7 protein-coding genes are annotated in these 15,209 nt (G+C 67.2%); 4 read left to right on the forward strand and 3 right to left on the reverse strand.

Going from position 1 to position 15,209, the window contains the following annotated elements; all coding sequences use genetic code 11:
* Positions 1 to 7: 7 nt before the first annotated feature.
* A complete protein-coding gene (locus VT03_RS34950) occupies positions 8 to 3,028 on the reverse strand; it encodes a hypothetical protein (protein WP_197489195.1) in 3,021 nt (1,006 codons plus the stop codon).
* Positions 3,029 to 3,337: 309 nt separating this feature from the next.
* On the opposite strand from VT03_RS34950, the gene lpxB reads away from it, so the two are divergent.
* A complete protein-coding gene (lpxB, locus tag VT03_RS04865) occupies positions 3,338 to 4,516 on the forward strand; it encodes a lipid-A-disaccharide synthase (RefSeq protein WP_075091949.1) in 1,179 nt (392 codons plus the stop codon).
* A gap of 368 nt (positions 4,517 to 4,884) precedes the next feature.
* Here the strand turns inward: lpxB and VT03_RS04870 are convergent, their stop codons facing one another.
* Positions 4,885 to 5,628, reverse strand: coding sequence for a metallophosphoesterase family protein (locus VT03_RS04870; RefSeq protein ID WP_075091950.1), 744 nt, complete (start codon positions 5,626 to 5,628; stop codon positions 4,885 to 4,887).
* A gap of 135 nt (positions 5,629 to 5,763) precedes the next feature.
* Here VT03_RS04870 and VT03_RS04875 point away from each other — a divergent pair, with 135 nt between their 5' ends.
* Positions 5,764 to 6,060, forward strand: a complete 297-nt coding sequence (locus VT03_RS04875; RefSeq protein WP_075091951.1) for a hypothetical protein — start codon at positions 5,764 to 5,766, stop codon at positions 6,058 to 6,060.
* A gap of 284 nt (positions 6,061 to 6,344) precedes the next feature.
* Positions 6,345 to 8,846 (forward strand): serine/threonine-protein kinase, encoded by a 2,502-nt coding sequence (locus tag VT03_RS04880; protein ID WP_075091952.1) that lies wholly within the window; start codon positions 6,345 to 6,347, stop codon positions 8,844 to 8,846.
* Between the two features lie 456 nt (positions 8,847 to 9,302).
* Here VT03_RS04880 and hrpA read toward each other — a convergent pair whose 3' ends face one another.
* On the reverse strand, positions 9,303 to 13,274 hold the full coding sequence (gene hrpA, locus VT03_RS04885; RefSeq protein WP_075091953.1) for an ATP-dependent RNA helicase HrpA: 3,972 nt from the start codon (positions 13,272 to 13,274) through the stop codon (positions 9,303 to 9,305).
* Between the two features lie 580 nt (positions 13,275 to 13,854).
* On the opposite strand from hrpA, the gene VT03_RS04890 reads away from it, so the two are divergent.
* Entirely contained in the window at positions 13,855 to 15,108 is a 1,254-nt protein-coding gene (locus VT03_RS04890) for a diphosphate--fructose-6-phosphate 1-phosphotransferase (protein WP_075091954.1), read from the forward strand.
* The last annotated feature ends 101 nt before the right edge of the window (positions 15,109 to 15,209 follow it).

The following is a 15,209-nucleotide window of genomic DNA, read 5'->3' on the forward strand; positions in this document are numbered from 1 at the left end:
GCTCAACTCATTCCAGAACCTGTTCTGAAGTGGAGTGAATGCCCCATTCGTCGGTCAGGGTCTTGAGGGCCTGGTAGTACTGGTTTCCGCCGGGGTGAATGCGGAACGTGACATTCGGGAGCCAGTAGAAGCTGGCCGGCGGCCGGCCCCACTGGGAAACGTGCCTGTCGAGCGTCTGCGAGAGACGGTCCTTGAGTTCGCGATAGGCGGCCCCGTTCTTGAGGCTGATCTCGGGCTCGTCTTCAAGGAGCACACCCTCCTCGCGGATGTGGATCGTCACGGTCCGTTCGAGGGCGATGACACCGCTGTGTTCCGGATCGCCCCAGCGGCGCTCGCGCGGCTCGCCGTTCGAGGGCCCTTCCTGTCCGATCGACCGCAGGTTGCGCGGAACCGGCATCCCCTCGGGGGCCGATCCGGATCGCGAACCGCGTCCAGACGATGAACGTCCTCCCGGCGCGGCGCCGTACACCGGGACGCCGCCCGCACTCGGAGCGCCGCCCGGATCGGATGGCGAGCCAAAGCCAGGAGCGCCGCCAGAACCGCCGCCAGAACCGCCGCCGCCGCCGCCGCCCCCGGTGGCACCACCACCCCCGGCCGAACCGGCTCCTTGACCACCGCCGCCGGAACCTGGAACTCCGGATCCCGGACCGGGGGCGAATCCATCGGACGAACCACCGAACGACGAACTTCCCTCGGAACCAAAGCCACCGGGTTGGCCTCCCGATCCTGCGGAACCGGGAGCGCCGCGCATCGCGGTCCCACTCCCGCTTCCCTGCGCCGTCCCGTCTTCTTCGAACAGTCCCTCAGGACCGAATTCACCGGGAACTCTGGAGCTGCCGCGGGCCGATCCGGAACCGGATCCGGAGCCCGTCGGGCCTCGTGAAAGTTCGCTTCGATCGGCCCAGAGGCCGTCGGGAGACAACTGGGCCGGACCCGTCGCGCGTCCGGAACCGGGCGCCGCGGCGGCCCCTTCGGCGAAGGGATCGATGCCACCACCATCCGCCCCGTCGGCCGTTTCGCCGCCGAAGCTCTGTCCGCTGCCAAGGTTCTGTCCGCCGCCTGATCCCACCCCGCCTTGTCCGCCGCGACCTTGTCGAGCCTGTCCGCGAGCCTGTTGTCCCAAGGCGTTCGAACCGCTCCCTCCCTCACCGACGAGACCGTATCCCGGGCTCCCTTGAGCCCCTTCGGTCCCTCCTCCGATTCCCGGTGTGCCGAAGCCTGGGCCGCCGGACCCCGATGAACCCGAGGGGCTCCCGACCTCAGAGCCGGTCCCCGGGCCGATTCCGCCACTGCCACCAGGTCCCGTCCCGTTCCCCGTTCCTGTGCCGGTACCTGTGCCTGTGCCGGGGGCCGGATAGGGACCGGGGCCGCCGGCGAGTTGGGGATCCGTTCCGGGCGTCGACGCGCCGGATCCGGGTGCGGAAGAGCCGGTCCCGCCCGACGATGTTCCGGCACCGCCGGACGAGCGTCCGCCCGGGCCGCGTGAGTAACCGCCACCGGGCTGTCGCGGAGCCGCAATCGGTCCGGTTCCCTGCGGAACCAGCGGAGCGGCGGAGTTCGATTCGTATTCCGGGAAGGGGCGGAGGCCCCCTGAACGTCGGCCCGAGCCTCCGGTGCCGGTCCCCGAGCCCGACCCGCCGAGCCGCGGACCGGAGCTTCCCTGGAACGTGCTGGAGAACTCGCGATAGGACGACGGGGACGGACGCCCGGGGGCCCCAGGCGTGCCAGATCCTGCCGGGGAATTCCCGCTGCCACCCTCTCCGACAGACGGGCCGGGACCGCCGGAACCCCCTGGGCCGCGAGAACCGGACCCTGCGGACTCGAACGCGCCGGGGAGCTCGCCGCCTGTCCCTGAACCTGGTTCACGCTTCCATCGCTGCCCGCCGACGACGACGGATTCGTCCATCGCACGGAGGCGTTCGACCTCTTCGGTCACGAAGACGCCATGTTCGTTGTCGTACCGGAGTTCGTTCGCCACGGGGAATCGCTGTCCCTGGAGGCCCGAGGCGATCCTCTCCCGTTCCTTGAGGACGCGCTCCACGGCGTCCCGGCAGACCGTCCGGGCCCGCTCCTCGCTGGCCGGCCAGGTCAGCTCCAGATCGTCCGTCACCAGTTCATAGCCGTAGGGCTGGTCGAACTGTTCAAGGAGCTTGCGGGCGACATAAAAGGCAATCGTCCCCTGCGGCCGCACGACGAGCAGCACGTACGGCGGCGGCGGGGTCTTGAGCGAGGCGTTCTGGCGATCCTTAACGCTCCAGTACTCGAAGAGCGCCCGCGTCCCCGCCAGGACCGGGTTGAAGTCCGAAGGAAAACCGCTGAGCTGCGGGGCGGTGAGGGTCACCCCTTCACAGACGAAGGTGATCGACCGGTCGTCGCACTCGATGATGATCGGCCGGCGGGTCGTGCCGAGCTGGCCGTCGTAAGGGAGGAGCGTGTATGGAACCGGCTGGTTTGCCAGTTCCTCCGCTTTGATCTGAACCGCCTTCTTAGTCCGCCGCGCCGCATCGTCGGTGGCCGCCGCTTCGGAGCTCAGGCGCGTCTCGTCGCGGGTCATCTCAGCCCGACTCGCTTCCAGCTCCTGCTTCTTGATGACGAGCCGTTGCCGCTCCGTTTCGAGCGCCGTCCGCTCCTTGTTGTCCGCCTGCTCTTTCTGGATCGCTTCCGCCCGGATCGCCGCCAGAGTCTGGACCTCGTCCGAGTAGGTCTGCGACAGGTCCTCAACCGTCTTCCGCCACTGGGCCCGGAGTTCCGCCGCCTTTTGGGCGCTGATGTCGGGATCGAAGTTTGCCGAGATCGAGACGAGTTGGGGAAGGAAAGCCGGGGCCGGTTCCAGCGTTTCGGTCTCGGCCGCTTCGCGACGGACCGACTCCGCGATCTTCGCCGCGCGAGCCTTGGTCGCCTTCTGGACGGCGACGTTCTTGATCCGCCGCGTCGCAACGAGCAGCAACAGGATCAGCGCCCCCATGGCGCAGATCAGCACCGCGAGGAACGGGAAGAGCTGAACGGATTGTGAGGAGGATTTCGACACAGTCGTTCGAAGGGGACTCGCTCCTCCGGCGAAGTCGCGCGGAAGAACGCTTGCTCAACAAAGTGGCTATCGGCGGTTTCTGCCGGTCACGCCCCGTGCGTCGCGCACCGGGGCCGGAGAATCCGTCTGATCGGAACAATCGGTCCGGACGCGGCGGAGGGTCTACTGAAAGTCCCTGTTGCCCGCGGACGGCCGGCAGAATCGGCAGCCCGGGAAACTCGTCTGGCCGCTCTGGGCTGTTCGCTGGTACAGTCCCACCCGGTTTCCCAGGGACTGGGAGGCCTCAGGGGGATAGGGGGGATCGTAGGGATGCACGTTTTCTTTTCCGTCGGCGAACCGAGCGGTGATCAGCACGCGGCCCATCTCATCACGGAGTTGCGGCGGCGCGATCCCAGCCTGCGGATCTCCGGCTTCGGCGGCCCGCGGATGTCCGCGGCCGGCTTCGAAAAGCTGTTCAACCTGACCGACCTGGCGGTGATGGGGTTCTTTGCCGTCGTCCCGCTGCTGTGGAAGTTCCTGAAGCTTTACTGGCAGGCGAAGGCGTTCCTGAAGGCCGAACGGCCGGACATGGTCGTGCTGGTCGACTTCCCCGGCTTCAACTGGCACATTGCCAAGGCGGCCAAGCGGCTCGGGATCCGCGTCGTCTACTACTGCCCGCCGCAGATCTGGGCCTGGGGCCCGTGGCGGATCCTCTACATGCGGTGGGTCGACCACGTCCTGTCGGTCCTGCCGTTCGAGGCGGAGTGGTACCGGAAGAAGCGGGTCTCCGTGGAGTACGTCGGCCATCCGTTCTTTGACGAAGTTGCCGAGCACCCGCTCGACGAGGTCTTCTGCCAGCACCTCAAGAGCCGCGCCCCGGTCACGATCGGCCTCCTTCCCGGCTCCCGTTCCAAGGAGCTCTCGGGGAACTTCAACGCCATGCTCGAAACCGCCCGGCGGCTCTGCGAGCGGCACTCGAACATCCGGTTCCACGTCGCCTGCTACAAGCCGGCGCATCAGGAGTTCTGCCTGAAGCGGCTTGCGGAGTTCTCCACGCCGCTCCCGATTGACGTCCACGTCGGGCGGACGTCGGAGATCATCGCCAGTGTCGACTGCTGCCTGATGGTCTCCGGCTCGGTCAGCCTCGAAGTCCTCTCTCGCGCTCTCCCGGCTGCGGCCCTGTATCGGATCGGATCGTGGACGAAGCTCTGCAAGCCGTACTTCATCACGGTCCCGTACTTCTCGCTCCCGAACCTGATGGCGGACCGGCCGGTGATGCCTGAGTTCCTGATGGGGGACGATCCGGAGCCGGAGATCGCGGGGATGACGCGGCTGCTCGACGTGTGGCTTTCGGTGCCGGGGGTTCTCGGCGGCGTCCGGGCTGAACTGGAAGACTTGCGGTCGAAGAATGCTCAGCGGGGTGGACTCGTCAATGCGACGGAAGCTCTGATCCGCCAGTTGGAGATCGCCCGTCCGCAAAGCAGGGAAACGATCCGGCGGGTGGCCTAAGGGACCTCGCACAGGAGGGTACGCTGGGCGTAACGGTGAACTCACCGGGTCCAGGGGCACCCTGGTGGGGAGTGCAGAGGGGCGACGCCCCTTTGCCCGCCGGAGGCCCGTCTCGTAGGGCTCTTTCTGAAGGAGCACTTGTCCAAGCGCGGACCAAGTGCCGTATGCCCCCTCACCAACCCGCGGGGATTCCAGAGCGAGCGGTGAGTCCTCAACGCCGGTTCCACAAAGCGGTCGTCCGTTGCTTACCACGGTTCCTCATTGAAGTGCCTCCGGCGGCAAGGGGTTGCCCCCTTGACCCCGGCTGCCGTAGCACGTTGGGCTTGAGCGATCAGAGTCGTGCCGGCAAGGACGCGGTTCAAGCCGTCTCACTCTGAAGCCAGCGGGTCCGGCAGCGTGATCCGCCCGAACAGCTCCGGATCAATCTGCCCTCCCTGCCGCAGCGCCATCTCGACCACACCGACCGTCTCCTCCGGAACCCCGCACCCCACCATCTGCCGCAGCGTGGCGCCGATGTCGTACTCGACCCGCCGCAACTCGACACGGCCGTCTTCAATCACGGCGTAAGAGGCCCGCGGGTCGCCGTCGCGCGGCTGACCGACGCTCCCCGGGTTGATAACCGTCGTCCCCCCCAGATCCAGCACGAACGGGTTGTGAGTATGTCCGCAGCAGACGAAACGGCTCTCGATCCCCGCCGTCCGGTCCTTCCAGAGAGCGGGATCGTTCGGGAGGTACTCGTCCATCGGATCCCGCGGCGTCGCGTGGACCATGCAGAACGAGAGATCCGCAAACCGCGCGAACTGCATCGTCGGCATCCGGGCCAGGAACTTCATCCGCGGCCGGTCGATCAGCTTCCACTGCACCGGCCGCGTCGCCTGCGCCCAGCGGCGATAACCCGTGTTCCCCCGGGCCGGAATGTGCTGGGCCACGGAGTGGTCGTGATTGCCGCGGACGAACTGCGTCGCATGACTCCGCACCCAGTCAATGCAGGGGACCGGGTCCGTGCAGTAGTCGACGAGATCGCCCAGGAAGAGACAGACGTCAAAATCCTCACGGATCGCGCTCAAGGCGGGCCAATTGCCGTGAACATCGGCAACGAGCAGTATCTTCATGTCCTATAACACCTTGTGCATGCGTCGTTGCGGGAAAACCGGGGTGAAGTTCTTGACGACCAGCGGTCGCGGGAGGTTTAATTCGCGACAGACACTCGTCTCCCGACACGGCGGCCCCGAGTATGAGGAATGAGGATGTCCTTCGCACCTGATTCGCTGACGCTGCGGCAGAAACTGATCGAGGGGGATCAACTCGCGAAAGAGTTGCATCAGCACCTGGACCAGGGCTTTCTCCCCAAGATTCAGCACCTGCGGCGTCTTACCCGTCCCCGGACGGATGCGTCGGAGGAAGAGGTGCGGGATATCAGCATCCGCACGGCGGTCGACGATGTCATGGCGAGCGACCAGTACACACGACAATTCAGCAGCCGTCTCCAGCAGTTCCTGAACGCGATCGAAAAGGACATCGTCCGGATCGTTCAGGAGGGCTGAAGCCCGGCGACCGACTCGAATCGCCCCCATTCCCATCTGGCCGATTCGATCCGATCTCCCATCTCGAAATCTCCCGTCCGCGCCGGCGGTTTTTCGATACCCGTCCTTCTCTCCGAGGGTCTCTCGGCGGGAGGCGGTTCAGGTTGCGTCCATCAGGAATCCGTTTGGAACAAGAATTCCGTCCATCGATTGAAGGGAGCTCGGCGAGGACCGCCTACGCGTTCCTGCGACCGCTCCCCTCTCAACGAGCCGCTCCGAGCACACCCGCCCTCGTGCCGGCCGGCATGACGGAGCCCGCGCGCGAGGATGTGCTCCGCCGTCTCTTCCCGTCCCGCGTTCCGGGGGCGGACGACTCCGAAGGTTCCCTCTCCGTAGCGGGGACCGTCCTGGGGCATTTCCAGATCCAGGAGCGGATCGGCCGCGGCGGGATGGGGGCGGTCTTCCGGTCGACCGACCTGCGACTCGACCGGGTGGTCGCCCTCAAGGTCCTTTCCCCCGAGCAGTCTCACGATCCCTCGTCCGTCCAGCGGTTCCACAACGAGGCCCGGGCGGCGGCCAAGCTCGACCACGACAACATCGCCCAGGTCTACTTCATCGGCGAAGACCAGGGGCTGCACTACATCGCCTTCGAGTTCATCACCGGGACGAACGTCCGCGAGCTCCTCTCCCGGACCGGGGTCGTGCCGGTCCCCGAGACGGTCAGCTACGTCATCCAGATCGCCGAGGCCCTGCGGTCGACGGCGGCGGCCGGGGTGGTCCACCGGGACATCAAGCCTTCGAACATCATCATCGAGCCAACCGGCCGGGTGACCCTCGTCGACCTGGGGCTGGCCCGGCAGGCGAGCCAGGCGGGCGAGGAGCTGACGGTCGCCGGGACGACGCTCGGGACGTTCGACTACATCTCACCGGAGCAGGCGGTCGATCCGCGGCGGGTCGACGTGCGGAGCGACATCTATTCGCTCGGCTGCACGGCGTATCACATGCTGACCGGCGAGCCGCCGTACCCCAGCCGGTCGATGTTCCAAAAGATCGTCGACCACCACGGCTCGGCGGCCCCCGATCCATCGCAGAAGAACCCCGCCGTCCCTGCCCGACTCTCGGCGATCATCCGCAAGATGATGGCCAGCGATCCGGACGAGCGATACGCGACGCCGGAAGCGGTGATCCGCGATCTGACGGGCGTGGCGCGGTACCTCGGCGTCCGTCCGGTCCAGATGACGTGGGACGCCCGGCCCCTGGAGCGGAACTGGCTGATGGAGCACCGGGGCTGGATCGCCGCCTCGGTGGCTGTCGTCCTGCTGGGGCTCGCGATCAACAAGCTGCCGGTGGCGACCGACAGTCCGATCGACATTCAGCCGAGCGTCAGCCAGCCCCCGGCGCCCCCCTCGACCGACTCCGGCTCGTCCCAGACAGCGTCGGTCGCGGCCCCCCCGTCCACGACGAAGAGCCCCGCGGCTGTCCCTGCGTCGGCCACTCCTGACACCCCGAGTCCGCCCGCGGCCTCCGGAACCGGCCTCCTGACCGGCGTCGGCGCCGCCAAGGGGGAACTGACCGGAGCCTTTGCCGCCCCCGGTCAACTCACCGAGACGGAACCGCGGACGCCGATGGTCGTGGCGGCGGCGAAGGAGCCGATGTTCTGGGTCCTTGTCGAAGGGACCAAAGAGCGGAGTTTCCCGACGCTGGAGGCGGCCTGCACCGCTGCACCGGACGGCGCCACGATCGAGATCCGCGGCAACGGCAAGAATCCCGAGCCGCAGGGACCGGTCCGGATCGAGCGGAAGCGGCTGCGGCTCCGCGCCGCTCCGGGAACTCGGCCGAAGCTCGAGTTCCGCGATGTCGCCAATGGATCCACGGCGGTCTCGCGGTGGATCACGGTCTCGCGGGGAGCGCTGGAGATCGCGGAGTGCGATCTCGTGATGCGGGTCCCCTCGACGCGAACGGCGGACCGGTGGGCGGTCCTCTCGCTCGACCGCTGCGAGGCGTTCACGCTGCGGGCGTCGACAATCACGGTCCAGAACGATGAGCGGGCCCAGCCGGCGGCGATGATCGAGATCGCCCGCGAGGCGATGAACTCGCTGAGCATGATGTCCGAGACCGAGGCGGCTTCGCTCGAAGCGGTCGATATCAGCGAGTCGATCCTCCGCGGCGAAGCGGACGTGATCGCGTCGCGGGTCGTCGGCGGGGTGTCGGTCTCGTTCGCGTCGAGCGCGGTGGCGGTCTCGGGGAGCCTGTACCGGGTCGATGTCTCGCAGAAGCGGTCGATGATGTCGACCGAGGAGCAGCCGACGTCGCTCGTCCTCGATCACCTGACGGCGGTCCTCGACCAGCCGCTGCTCGTCGTCTCGGCGGATCGGAACCGGCCGCCGATCCTGAACGTCACGATGGACGACAGCCTGGTCGTCATCCGTCGGACCGACCGGCCTCTCATCGCCTTCTCGGGTGAAGAAGACCAGGAACTGTGGCTGTCCCGCCTGCAGTGGCGCGGTCAGACGAATGCCTTCCAGCTGGCGGGCTCGATGCTGGAAGTCGCCTCCTCGCCGGGGGGCCGACCGTCGCTCGTCTGGACGTTCCGGGACTGGAACCGGATCGCCGCGACCTCGTCGTCGGAGTCGCTGCAGACGATGACGCCGTTCGAGCGGAGCGATGCGACGACGTTGTTGCGGTTGTCGGAGACGCCGTTGACGGCGTTCCAGGTGCGGTCGAACGGGACGGGTTTGCAAGACCGCTTCGGGCGGCCGATTGGGGCGGATGTGTCCCGGCTGCCGGCTCTCGATGATCCGCAGTAAGACGGGTGTGCATTCGCCGAGTGGGTAGTCGCCAAATACGGGCCAAACCGGGTCCAGGGGCACCCTGGTCAGGGGGTGCAGGGGGCAGAATGCCCCTTGCCCGCCGGAGGCCTGACCGTCGAGAGATGTCTGAAGGAGCTTGTGTCCAAGCGCGGACACCGTACCGGATGCCCCCTCACCAACCCGCGGGGATTGCAGAGCAAGCCGTGTGCGGTGAGAGTGTCCTCGTAGCCGGAGCTCAAGAGAGGATGTCCGTTGTGTCCTACGGTTCCTCATGGAAGCGCCTCCGGCGGCAAGGGGGCGGGGCCCCCTTGACCCCAGGCTGCCGTGGCACGTTGGGTTTGAGCAAACAGAGTCGCGCCGGCCAGGACGCGGTTCGATTCAGCACGACAAGACGGCGGAGCCCGGCGGACCGGCGGTGCTGGGCATTGGCCGTTCGCGACGTTCGACCGCTCGCTACCTCTTCGCAGTCAGTTCCACCCAAGCCTGGTTCATCCGCTTCTCCGAGACCGGGATCACCGTCCCGACCTGCTGAGCGAAGACAGACACCCGGTACTCTTCGAGCAGCCACCGGAACGGATCGGTCCAGGGATCGAAGTCGGGCGACTTCGACTTCCGCTGAAGATGGTCCTGATACCGGGCGACGTGCGTCCGGACTGAGGCGGCGAGCGACTTGTCCCGATCGAATCCGCCGCCGATCAGCCGTTCCCAGCGAGTCGAGATCGCCTTGAGGTATCGGGGATACTGCTGCAGCCAGGGCCACGGGCAGAGCCACAGGAATCCCGGGGCCATGAGGTGCTCGATCTGGCTGCGGATCTCAGACGCCAGCGGCACCAGCAGCGGGGCCTTGACCTGATCGAGCGTCCGGCGGATCTCGTGAAAACTCTTGAGGAGCGGAAGCGCGAGCTTCTGAACATCCTGGACGGCGACGGGAATCAGCCCGCGGGCCTTGCGGGATCGCTCCGCGAACTCCGCCTGCGTCCGCGGCGCATTCCCTTCCAGAAACAACGCCCGTTCGGCCAGCCGCAGTTCCAGCTGATACTCGAACCCGGCTGCCGCGCCGGAGCCAGGACCAGCGTCCGGACCGCCGGCCGTCACTGCCGCGGGGAGGAGCGGGTCGGCTTTCGGCAGCGTCGTGGAGTGCAGGTTCAGCTCACCGCGATTGGGCCACCAGTTGATCTGCTCCTTGAGCTTCCGGTGTTCGGCTGCCGCGAAGAGGCGGACCGTCGCCCGCTTCGTGTTCCGCTCGGCGACCGCCTTGTCGAGCGAGAGCCGCAACCCCACCGCCCCGCCCTGATCGATCAGCATCGGGAACGCGGGGACTTCGGCCCCGGCCCGGCGGATCGTCACCTGCTGCGGCAGGATCTCGACCGGCCACTCCTTGAGGCCGTCTTTCTGCCAGCGGTCGTCCTGTACCGCGGCGCCGGCGACGGTCGTGGCCTGCCGCTGAAGCGTCTTGAGATCGCGGCCTTCGGCGACCGTCTTTCCCGCACCGTCGACGAGCCGGATCCGGGCCCGGAGGTAATCGGGGAGCCGGTCGAGCTCGAACATCTCGGGGGTGACGTTCTCACCGCAGATCTGCCGGAGCGTCGAAGCCATCTGGGCCACGAGGTCGCCGTCGCCGGAGCGGAGCTGCGGCACGACCGCGGCCGCCGTCTCCGGGACCGGGACGAAGTAGCGGCGGACATCCTTGGGGAGCGACTTGATGAGGGCCGCGACCTTCTCCTCGAGCATCCCGGGGACGAGCCACGCGAGCCGCGTCTCCGACAGCTGCCCCGCCCCTTCGACCGGGACCAGGATCGTCAGACCGTCGTGAGACTCTCCCGGGGCGAGGTCGTACTCGACCCGCAGGTTCATCGTCCCGATCCGGATCTGGTCCGGGAAGAGGTCGGTGCGAAGCGCCGCGTTCGGGTTCTCGAGGAGGATCTCCCGCCGCAGAAAGAGAACCTCGGGTTTCGACGGCTCGGCCTGCTTCCGCCACTTGTCGAGCGACGGGACGTCGTAGACCGTCTGCGGCAGGAGCTTGTCGAAGAACTCGAACTGAGCCTCCTCGCTGGCGAAAATCTGCGACTGCCGGAGCTTCGCCTGCCAGCCCGCCAGCTCCTCTTTCAGGGCGACGTTGTGTCGGTGGAACGGCGCGGTCGTATCCATCTCGTGATGGACGAGCGCCTGGTCGATGAAGATCGGCCGCGCCGCCTCGGGGGCGATTGATCCATACCGCACGCGCCGCTGGACCACGATCGGCAGCCCGAACAGCAGGACTTTCTCGTTCGCCATGACCGAGCCCGCTTTGCGGTCCCAGACCGGTTCGGAATAGGTCCGTTTGACGAGGTGGTCCGCCAGCCGCTCGATGACCGCTGGATCGATCCCGGCGACCGTCCGGGCGAACTTTCGCGTCGTCTCGACGAGTTCCGCGGCGACGATCCATTTCGGCTTCGACTTGAAGAGCGCCGAGCCGGGCCACAGGACGAAGGTCTGCCCTCCGGCGCCGCGGTATTCGTGCGTCTCGCCTTTCTGTGCGACGTTCGAGAGCAGTCCGCTCAGGACCGCCCGGTGGATCGCCTGCGGGTCGTCGTGCCGCTTCGTCGTCTTGAGCCCGGCGGACTCCGCCATCTCCCGGAGCTGCCGGAACAGGTCCCGCCACTCCCGCATCCGCATGAACGAGAGGAAGTTCTTGTGGCAGGTCTTTTCGAGCTGCTTGCGGGTCAGTTCATCGTCCCAGGTCTCGAACTGGTCCCACAGCTTGAGGAACGACAGGAAGTCCGACGCCTCGTGCGTGAACTTCCGATGGGCCTCGTCCGCCGCCTGCTGGTGCTCGTGCGGCCGCTCGCGGGGGTCGCGGACTTCCAGTGCTGCCGCGATGATCAGGACTTCCGTGAGACAGTGCTCGCGGTCCGCCTCGATGATCATCCGGCCGATCCGCGGGTCGACCGGGAGCCGCGCCAGCGACCGGCCGATGTCCGTCAACTGATCTGCTTCGTTGATAGCGCTGAGTTCGAAGAGCGTCCGCAGTCCGGACCGGACCGCCGCCGGGCTGGGGGGATCGAGGAACGGAAAGTCTTCGATCCGGCCGAGGCCGAGGGCCTTCGTCTGCAGGATGACGGACGCGAGGTTCGTCCGCTGGATCTCGGGGGGCGTGTACTGTTCGCGGTTGGTGTAGTCCTGCTCGCTGTAGAGGCGGACGCAGATGCCCGGCCCCACGCGGCCGCAGCGCCCCTTTCGCTGATCGGCCGACGCCTTGGAGACCGGCTCGATCGGGAGCCGCTGGATCTTGGACTGCGGGGCGTAGCGGCTGATCCGGGCGGTCCCCGGATCGATGACGTAACGGATCCCCGGCACCGTCAGCGACGACTCGGCGACGTTCGTCGCCAGAACGATCCGCCGCCCTGCGTGCGGCTGGAAGATCCGGTTCTGCTCTTTCTCCGACAGCCGGCCGTAGAGCGGCAGGACTTCCGGCCGCGGGCCCCGGACAGTGAGCACTTTCAGGACCTTGTGGGCTTCCCGGATATCGCGCTCTGTCGGCAGGAAGATCAGCACGTCCCCTTCACCGTGGCCGCAGACCTCCTCGACGGCGCCGACCATCGCGCCAAACCAGTCGCTCTCGCCCGTCTCCTCGTCTTCGTCGGGCGGCCGGTACCACGTCTCGACGGGGTACGTCCGACCGGCGACTTCGATCACCGGCGCCGGGCCGTGCTCCGAGCCAAAAAAGTCCGAGAACCGGGCGGCGTCGATCGTGGCCGACGTGATGATCAGCCGCAGATCGGGACGTTTCGGCAGGAGGCGGCGGATGTAGCCCAAGAGGAAGTCGATATTGAGCGACCGCTCGTGGGCCTCGTCGACGATGATCGTGTCGTACTGGTCGAGGAACCGGTCTGACTGCGTCTCCGCCAGGAGGATCCCGTCCGTCATCAACTTGATGTAGGTGCCGGGGCTGGTGGCGTCGGTGAACCGGACCTTGAAGCCAACCCCCTGGCCGACCGACATCTTCAGCTCTTCCGCCACGCGGGCGGCGACCGAGCGGGCCGCAATCCGGCGGGGCTGGGTGTGGCCGATCACCCCCGTGATCCCGCGGCCCATCTCCAGACAGATCTTGGGGATCTGGGTCGATTTCCCAGAGCCGGTCTCGCCGCAGAGGACGACGCATTGGTGCCGGGCGATCGCTTCCCGAATGGCGTCGCGGTGCTCGGCGATCGGCAGGGCCGCGTCGTATTCGATCTTCGGGACGCCGCGTTCCCGGGAGTCGCGGCGGTCGAGCGATTTCCGCAGGCGTTCTTCGAACTTCGCGAGGGCCTGATCGAACGGTTTGCCGCTGTCCCGCTGGCGGAGGAGCCCCTTCCAGTCCCGGTTCAGGGCGAACCGGTCCCCCTGCATCGCCCGTTCGATCTGCGGGGCGAGGTCGTCGAGGGAGGAGGTGGGCGATTCCGACATGGGACGTGGTGATTCCGTGAAACAAATGGCCCAGGACTCTATGCCGTGGGGGGACGCGGGAGAAGACAGTGGTGGGGGGTGTCGCGTTCGCGGGCGCGAGCTGCGTCCTTGCCGGACGGACTCTCATCTCTCAAACCCAACGTGCCACGGCAGCCGGGGTCAAGGGGGCAACCCCTTGCCGCCGGAGGCGCTTCTGTGAGGAACCGTGGTCAGCAACGGACGTCCCCTTTGTGAAACCGGCGTTGAGGACTCACCGCTCGCCTTGGGATCTCCTTGGGTTGGTGAGGGGGCATACGACGCCTTGTCCGCACTTGAACACACACTTCTTCCGACAGTGTCCGACGAGACAGGCCTCCGGCGGGCAAGGGGGTGTGATCCCCTTGCATCCCCCACCAGGGTGCCCCTGGACCCGGTGAGTTAACTTTGACGGCGTGCTGGCCACCAAGCGGCGAATGCACCGTTCGCCGACATCCCGCTGGCCCCTCGCTGGCGTCCCACTTTGGGCGCTCCTACGATTTCGGCTTCCGGCGACCTCGCCACGCCGCCCCCCCTTGCCCCACCTGCATCCACTGCTGTGTCCATGTCGAAAGCCAATGCCCTCATCGGCCAGTCCGGCGGGCCGACCTCCGTCATCAACTCCTCCCTCGTCGGCGTCGTCGAGACCTGCCTCAAAGCGCGCAAGATCGACAAAGTGTTCGGCATGCGGTTCGGCATCGAAGGGGTCCTCAACGACCACCTCCTCGACCTCGGCGCCGAATCGCGGGCGGTCCTCAAGGCCCTCCGCAAGACCCCCAGCAGCGCCCTCGGCTCCAGCCGCCTCAAACTCAAGGAAGAACACTTCGCCCCGATTCTCGAGCAGCTCAAGAAGTACAACATCCGCTACTACTTCATGATCGGCGGCAACGACACGATGGACACGATCCACCGCGTCACCGAGTACGCCAATGCCAACGGTTGGGAAATGACCGGCGTCGGCGTCCCCAAGACCGTCGACAACGACCTCTACGGCACCGATCACACTCCCGGCTTCGGCAGCGCGGCCCGGTTCGTCGCCACGAGCGTCCAGCAGGCCGGCCTCCTCGCCCGCGACATGCAGCGGGTCGACCAGTTCGTCGTCTTCCAGACCGTCGGCCGCAGCGCCGGCTGGCTCCCGGCTGCCGCCGCCTGCGCCCGCCGCGTCGCTGGCGACGCCCCCCACGTCATCCTCTTTCCCGAACGGGCGTTCGATCGCGCGAAATTCCTGGCGCGGGTCAAGGAAGTCCACTCCGAGCGGGGCTTCGTCTCGATCGTCTGCGGCGAAGGGATCCGCGACGCCGACGGCAACCCGGTCAGCGCCTCGACGACCCGCGACAAGTTCAACAACGTCGAGTTCGGCGCAATGGGGGGGACAAGCGCCGCCATGATCCTGCACCGGATCATCAGCGACGAGTTCGGCTGGCGCGGCGAATTCCAGGTCACCGAGTCCCTGCAGATGTGCGCGGCGGACCGGGCGGTCAAGCGGGACCTCGTCGAAGCCTACGGCTGCGGCCGTCAGGCGGCGCGGCTGGCCCTCAAGGGACAGGGGGGTGTGATGGTCACCATCGAACGCGCCTCCAAGCCCGGCAAGCCGTACCGCGCCGAGTTCGGCACGATCCCGCTCAAGGAGGTCGCCAACCACGAGCGGCCGATGCCGGACGAGTACATCGCCGAATCGGGGATGGACGTCACCCCGGCCTTCATCAAGTACGCCGCTCCGCTGGTCGGCGAACTCCCCGAATACGCCCAGCTGAAGATGATCAAGGCCAAGCCCTCCGCGCCGCGGAAGTCCGCCTCCCGAACCCCCGCCGCCACCTGACCCACCCCGACGAGCCGAAGCTTCGTCCCCCCGCCGGATTGAGGCCGGGGGACCCGCTCGGCCCCCTCCATCCCTCCGCTCCTTCGTACGACGAAACGGAT

The sequence above is a fragment of the Planctomyces sp. SH-PL14 genome, assembly GCF_001610835.1.
GTDB lineage: Bacteria > Planctomycetota > Planctomycetia > Planctomycetales > Planctomycetaceae > Planctomyces_A.

Bases quoted from the DNA above. Each gene is read 5' to 3' on its own strand.
- VT03_RS04875 (WP_075091951.1), top strand. From the start codon at position 5,764: ATGTCCTTCGCACCTGATTCGCTGACGCTGCGGCAGAAACTGATCGAG.
- hrpA (WP_075091953.1), bottom strand. From the start codon at position 13,274: ATGTCGGAATCGCCCACCTCCTCCCTCGACGACCTCGCCCCGCAGATC.
- lpxB (WP_075091949.1), top strand. From the start codon at position 3,338: ATGCACGTTTTCTTTTCCGTCGGCGAACCGAGCGGTGATCAGCACGCG.
- VT03_RS04890 (WP_075091954.1), top strand. From the start codon at position 13,855: ATGTCGAAAGCCAATGCCCTCATCGGCCAGTCCGGCGGGCCGACCTCC.
- VT03_RS04870 (WP_075091950.1), bottom strand. From the start codon at position 5,628: ATGAAGATACTGCTCGTTGCCGATGTTCACGGCAATTGGCCCGCCTTG.
- VT03_RS04880 (WP_075091952.1), top strand. From the start codon at position 6,345: ATGACGGAGCCCGCGCGCGAGGATGTGCTCCGCCGTCTCTTCCCGTCC.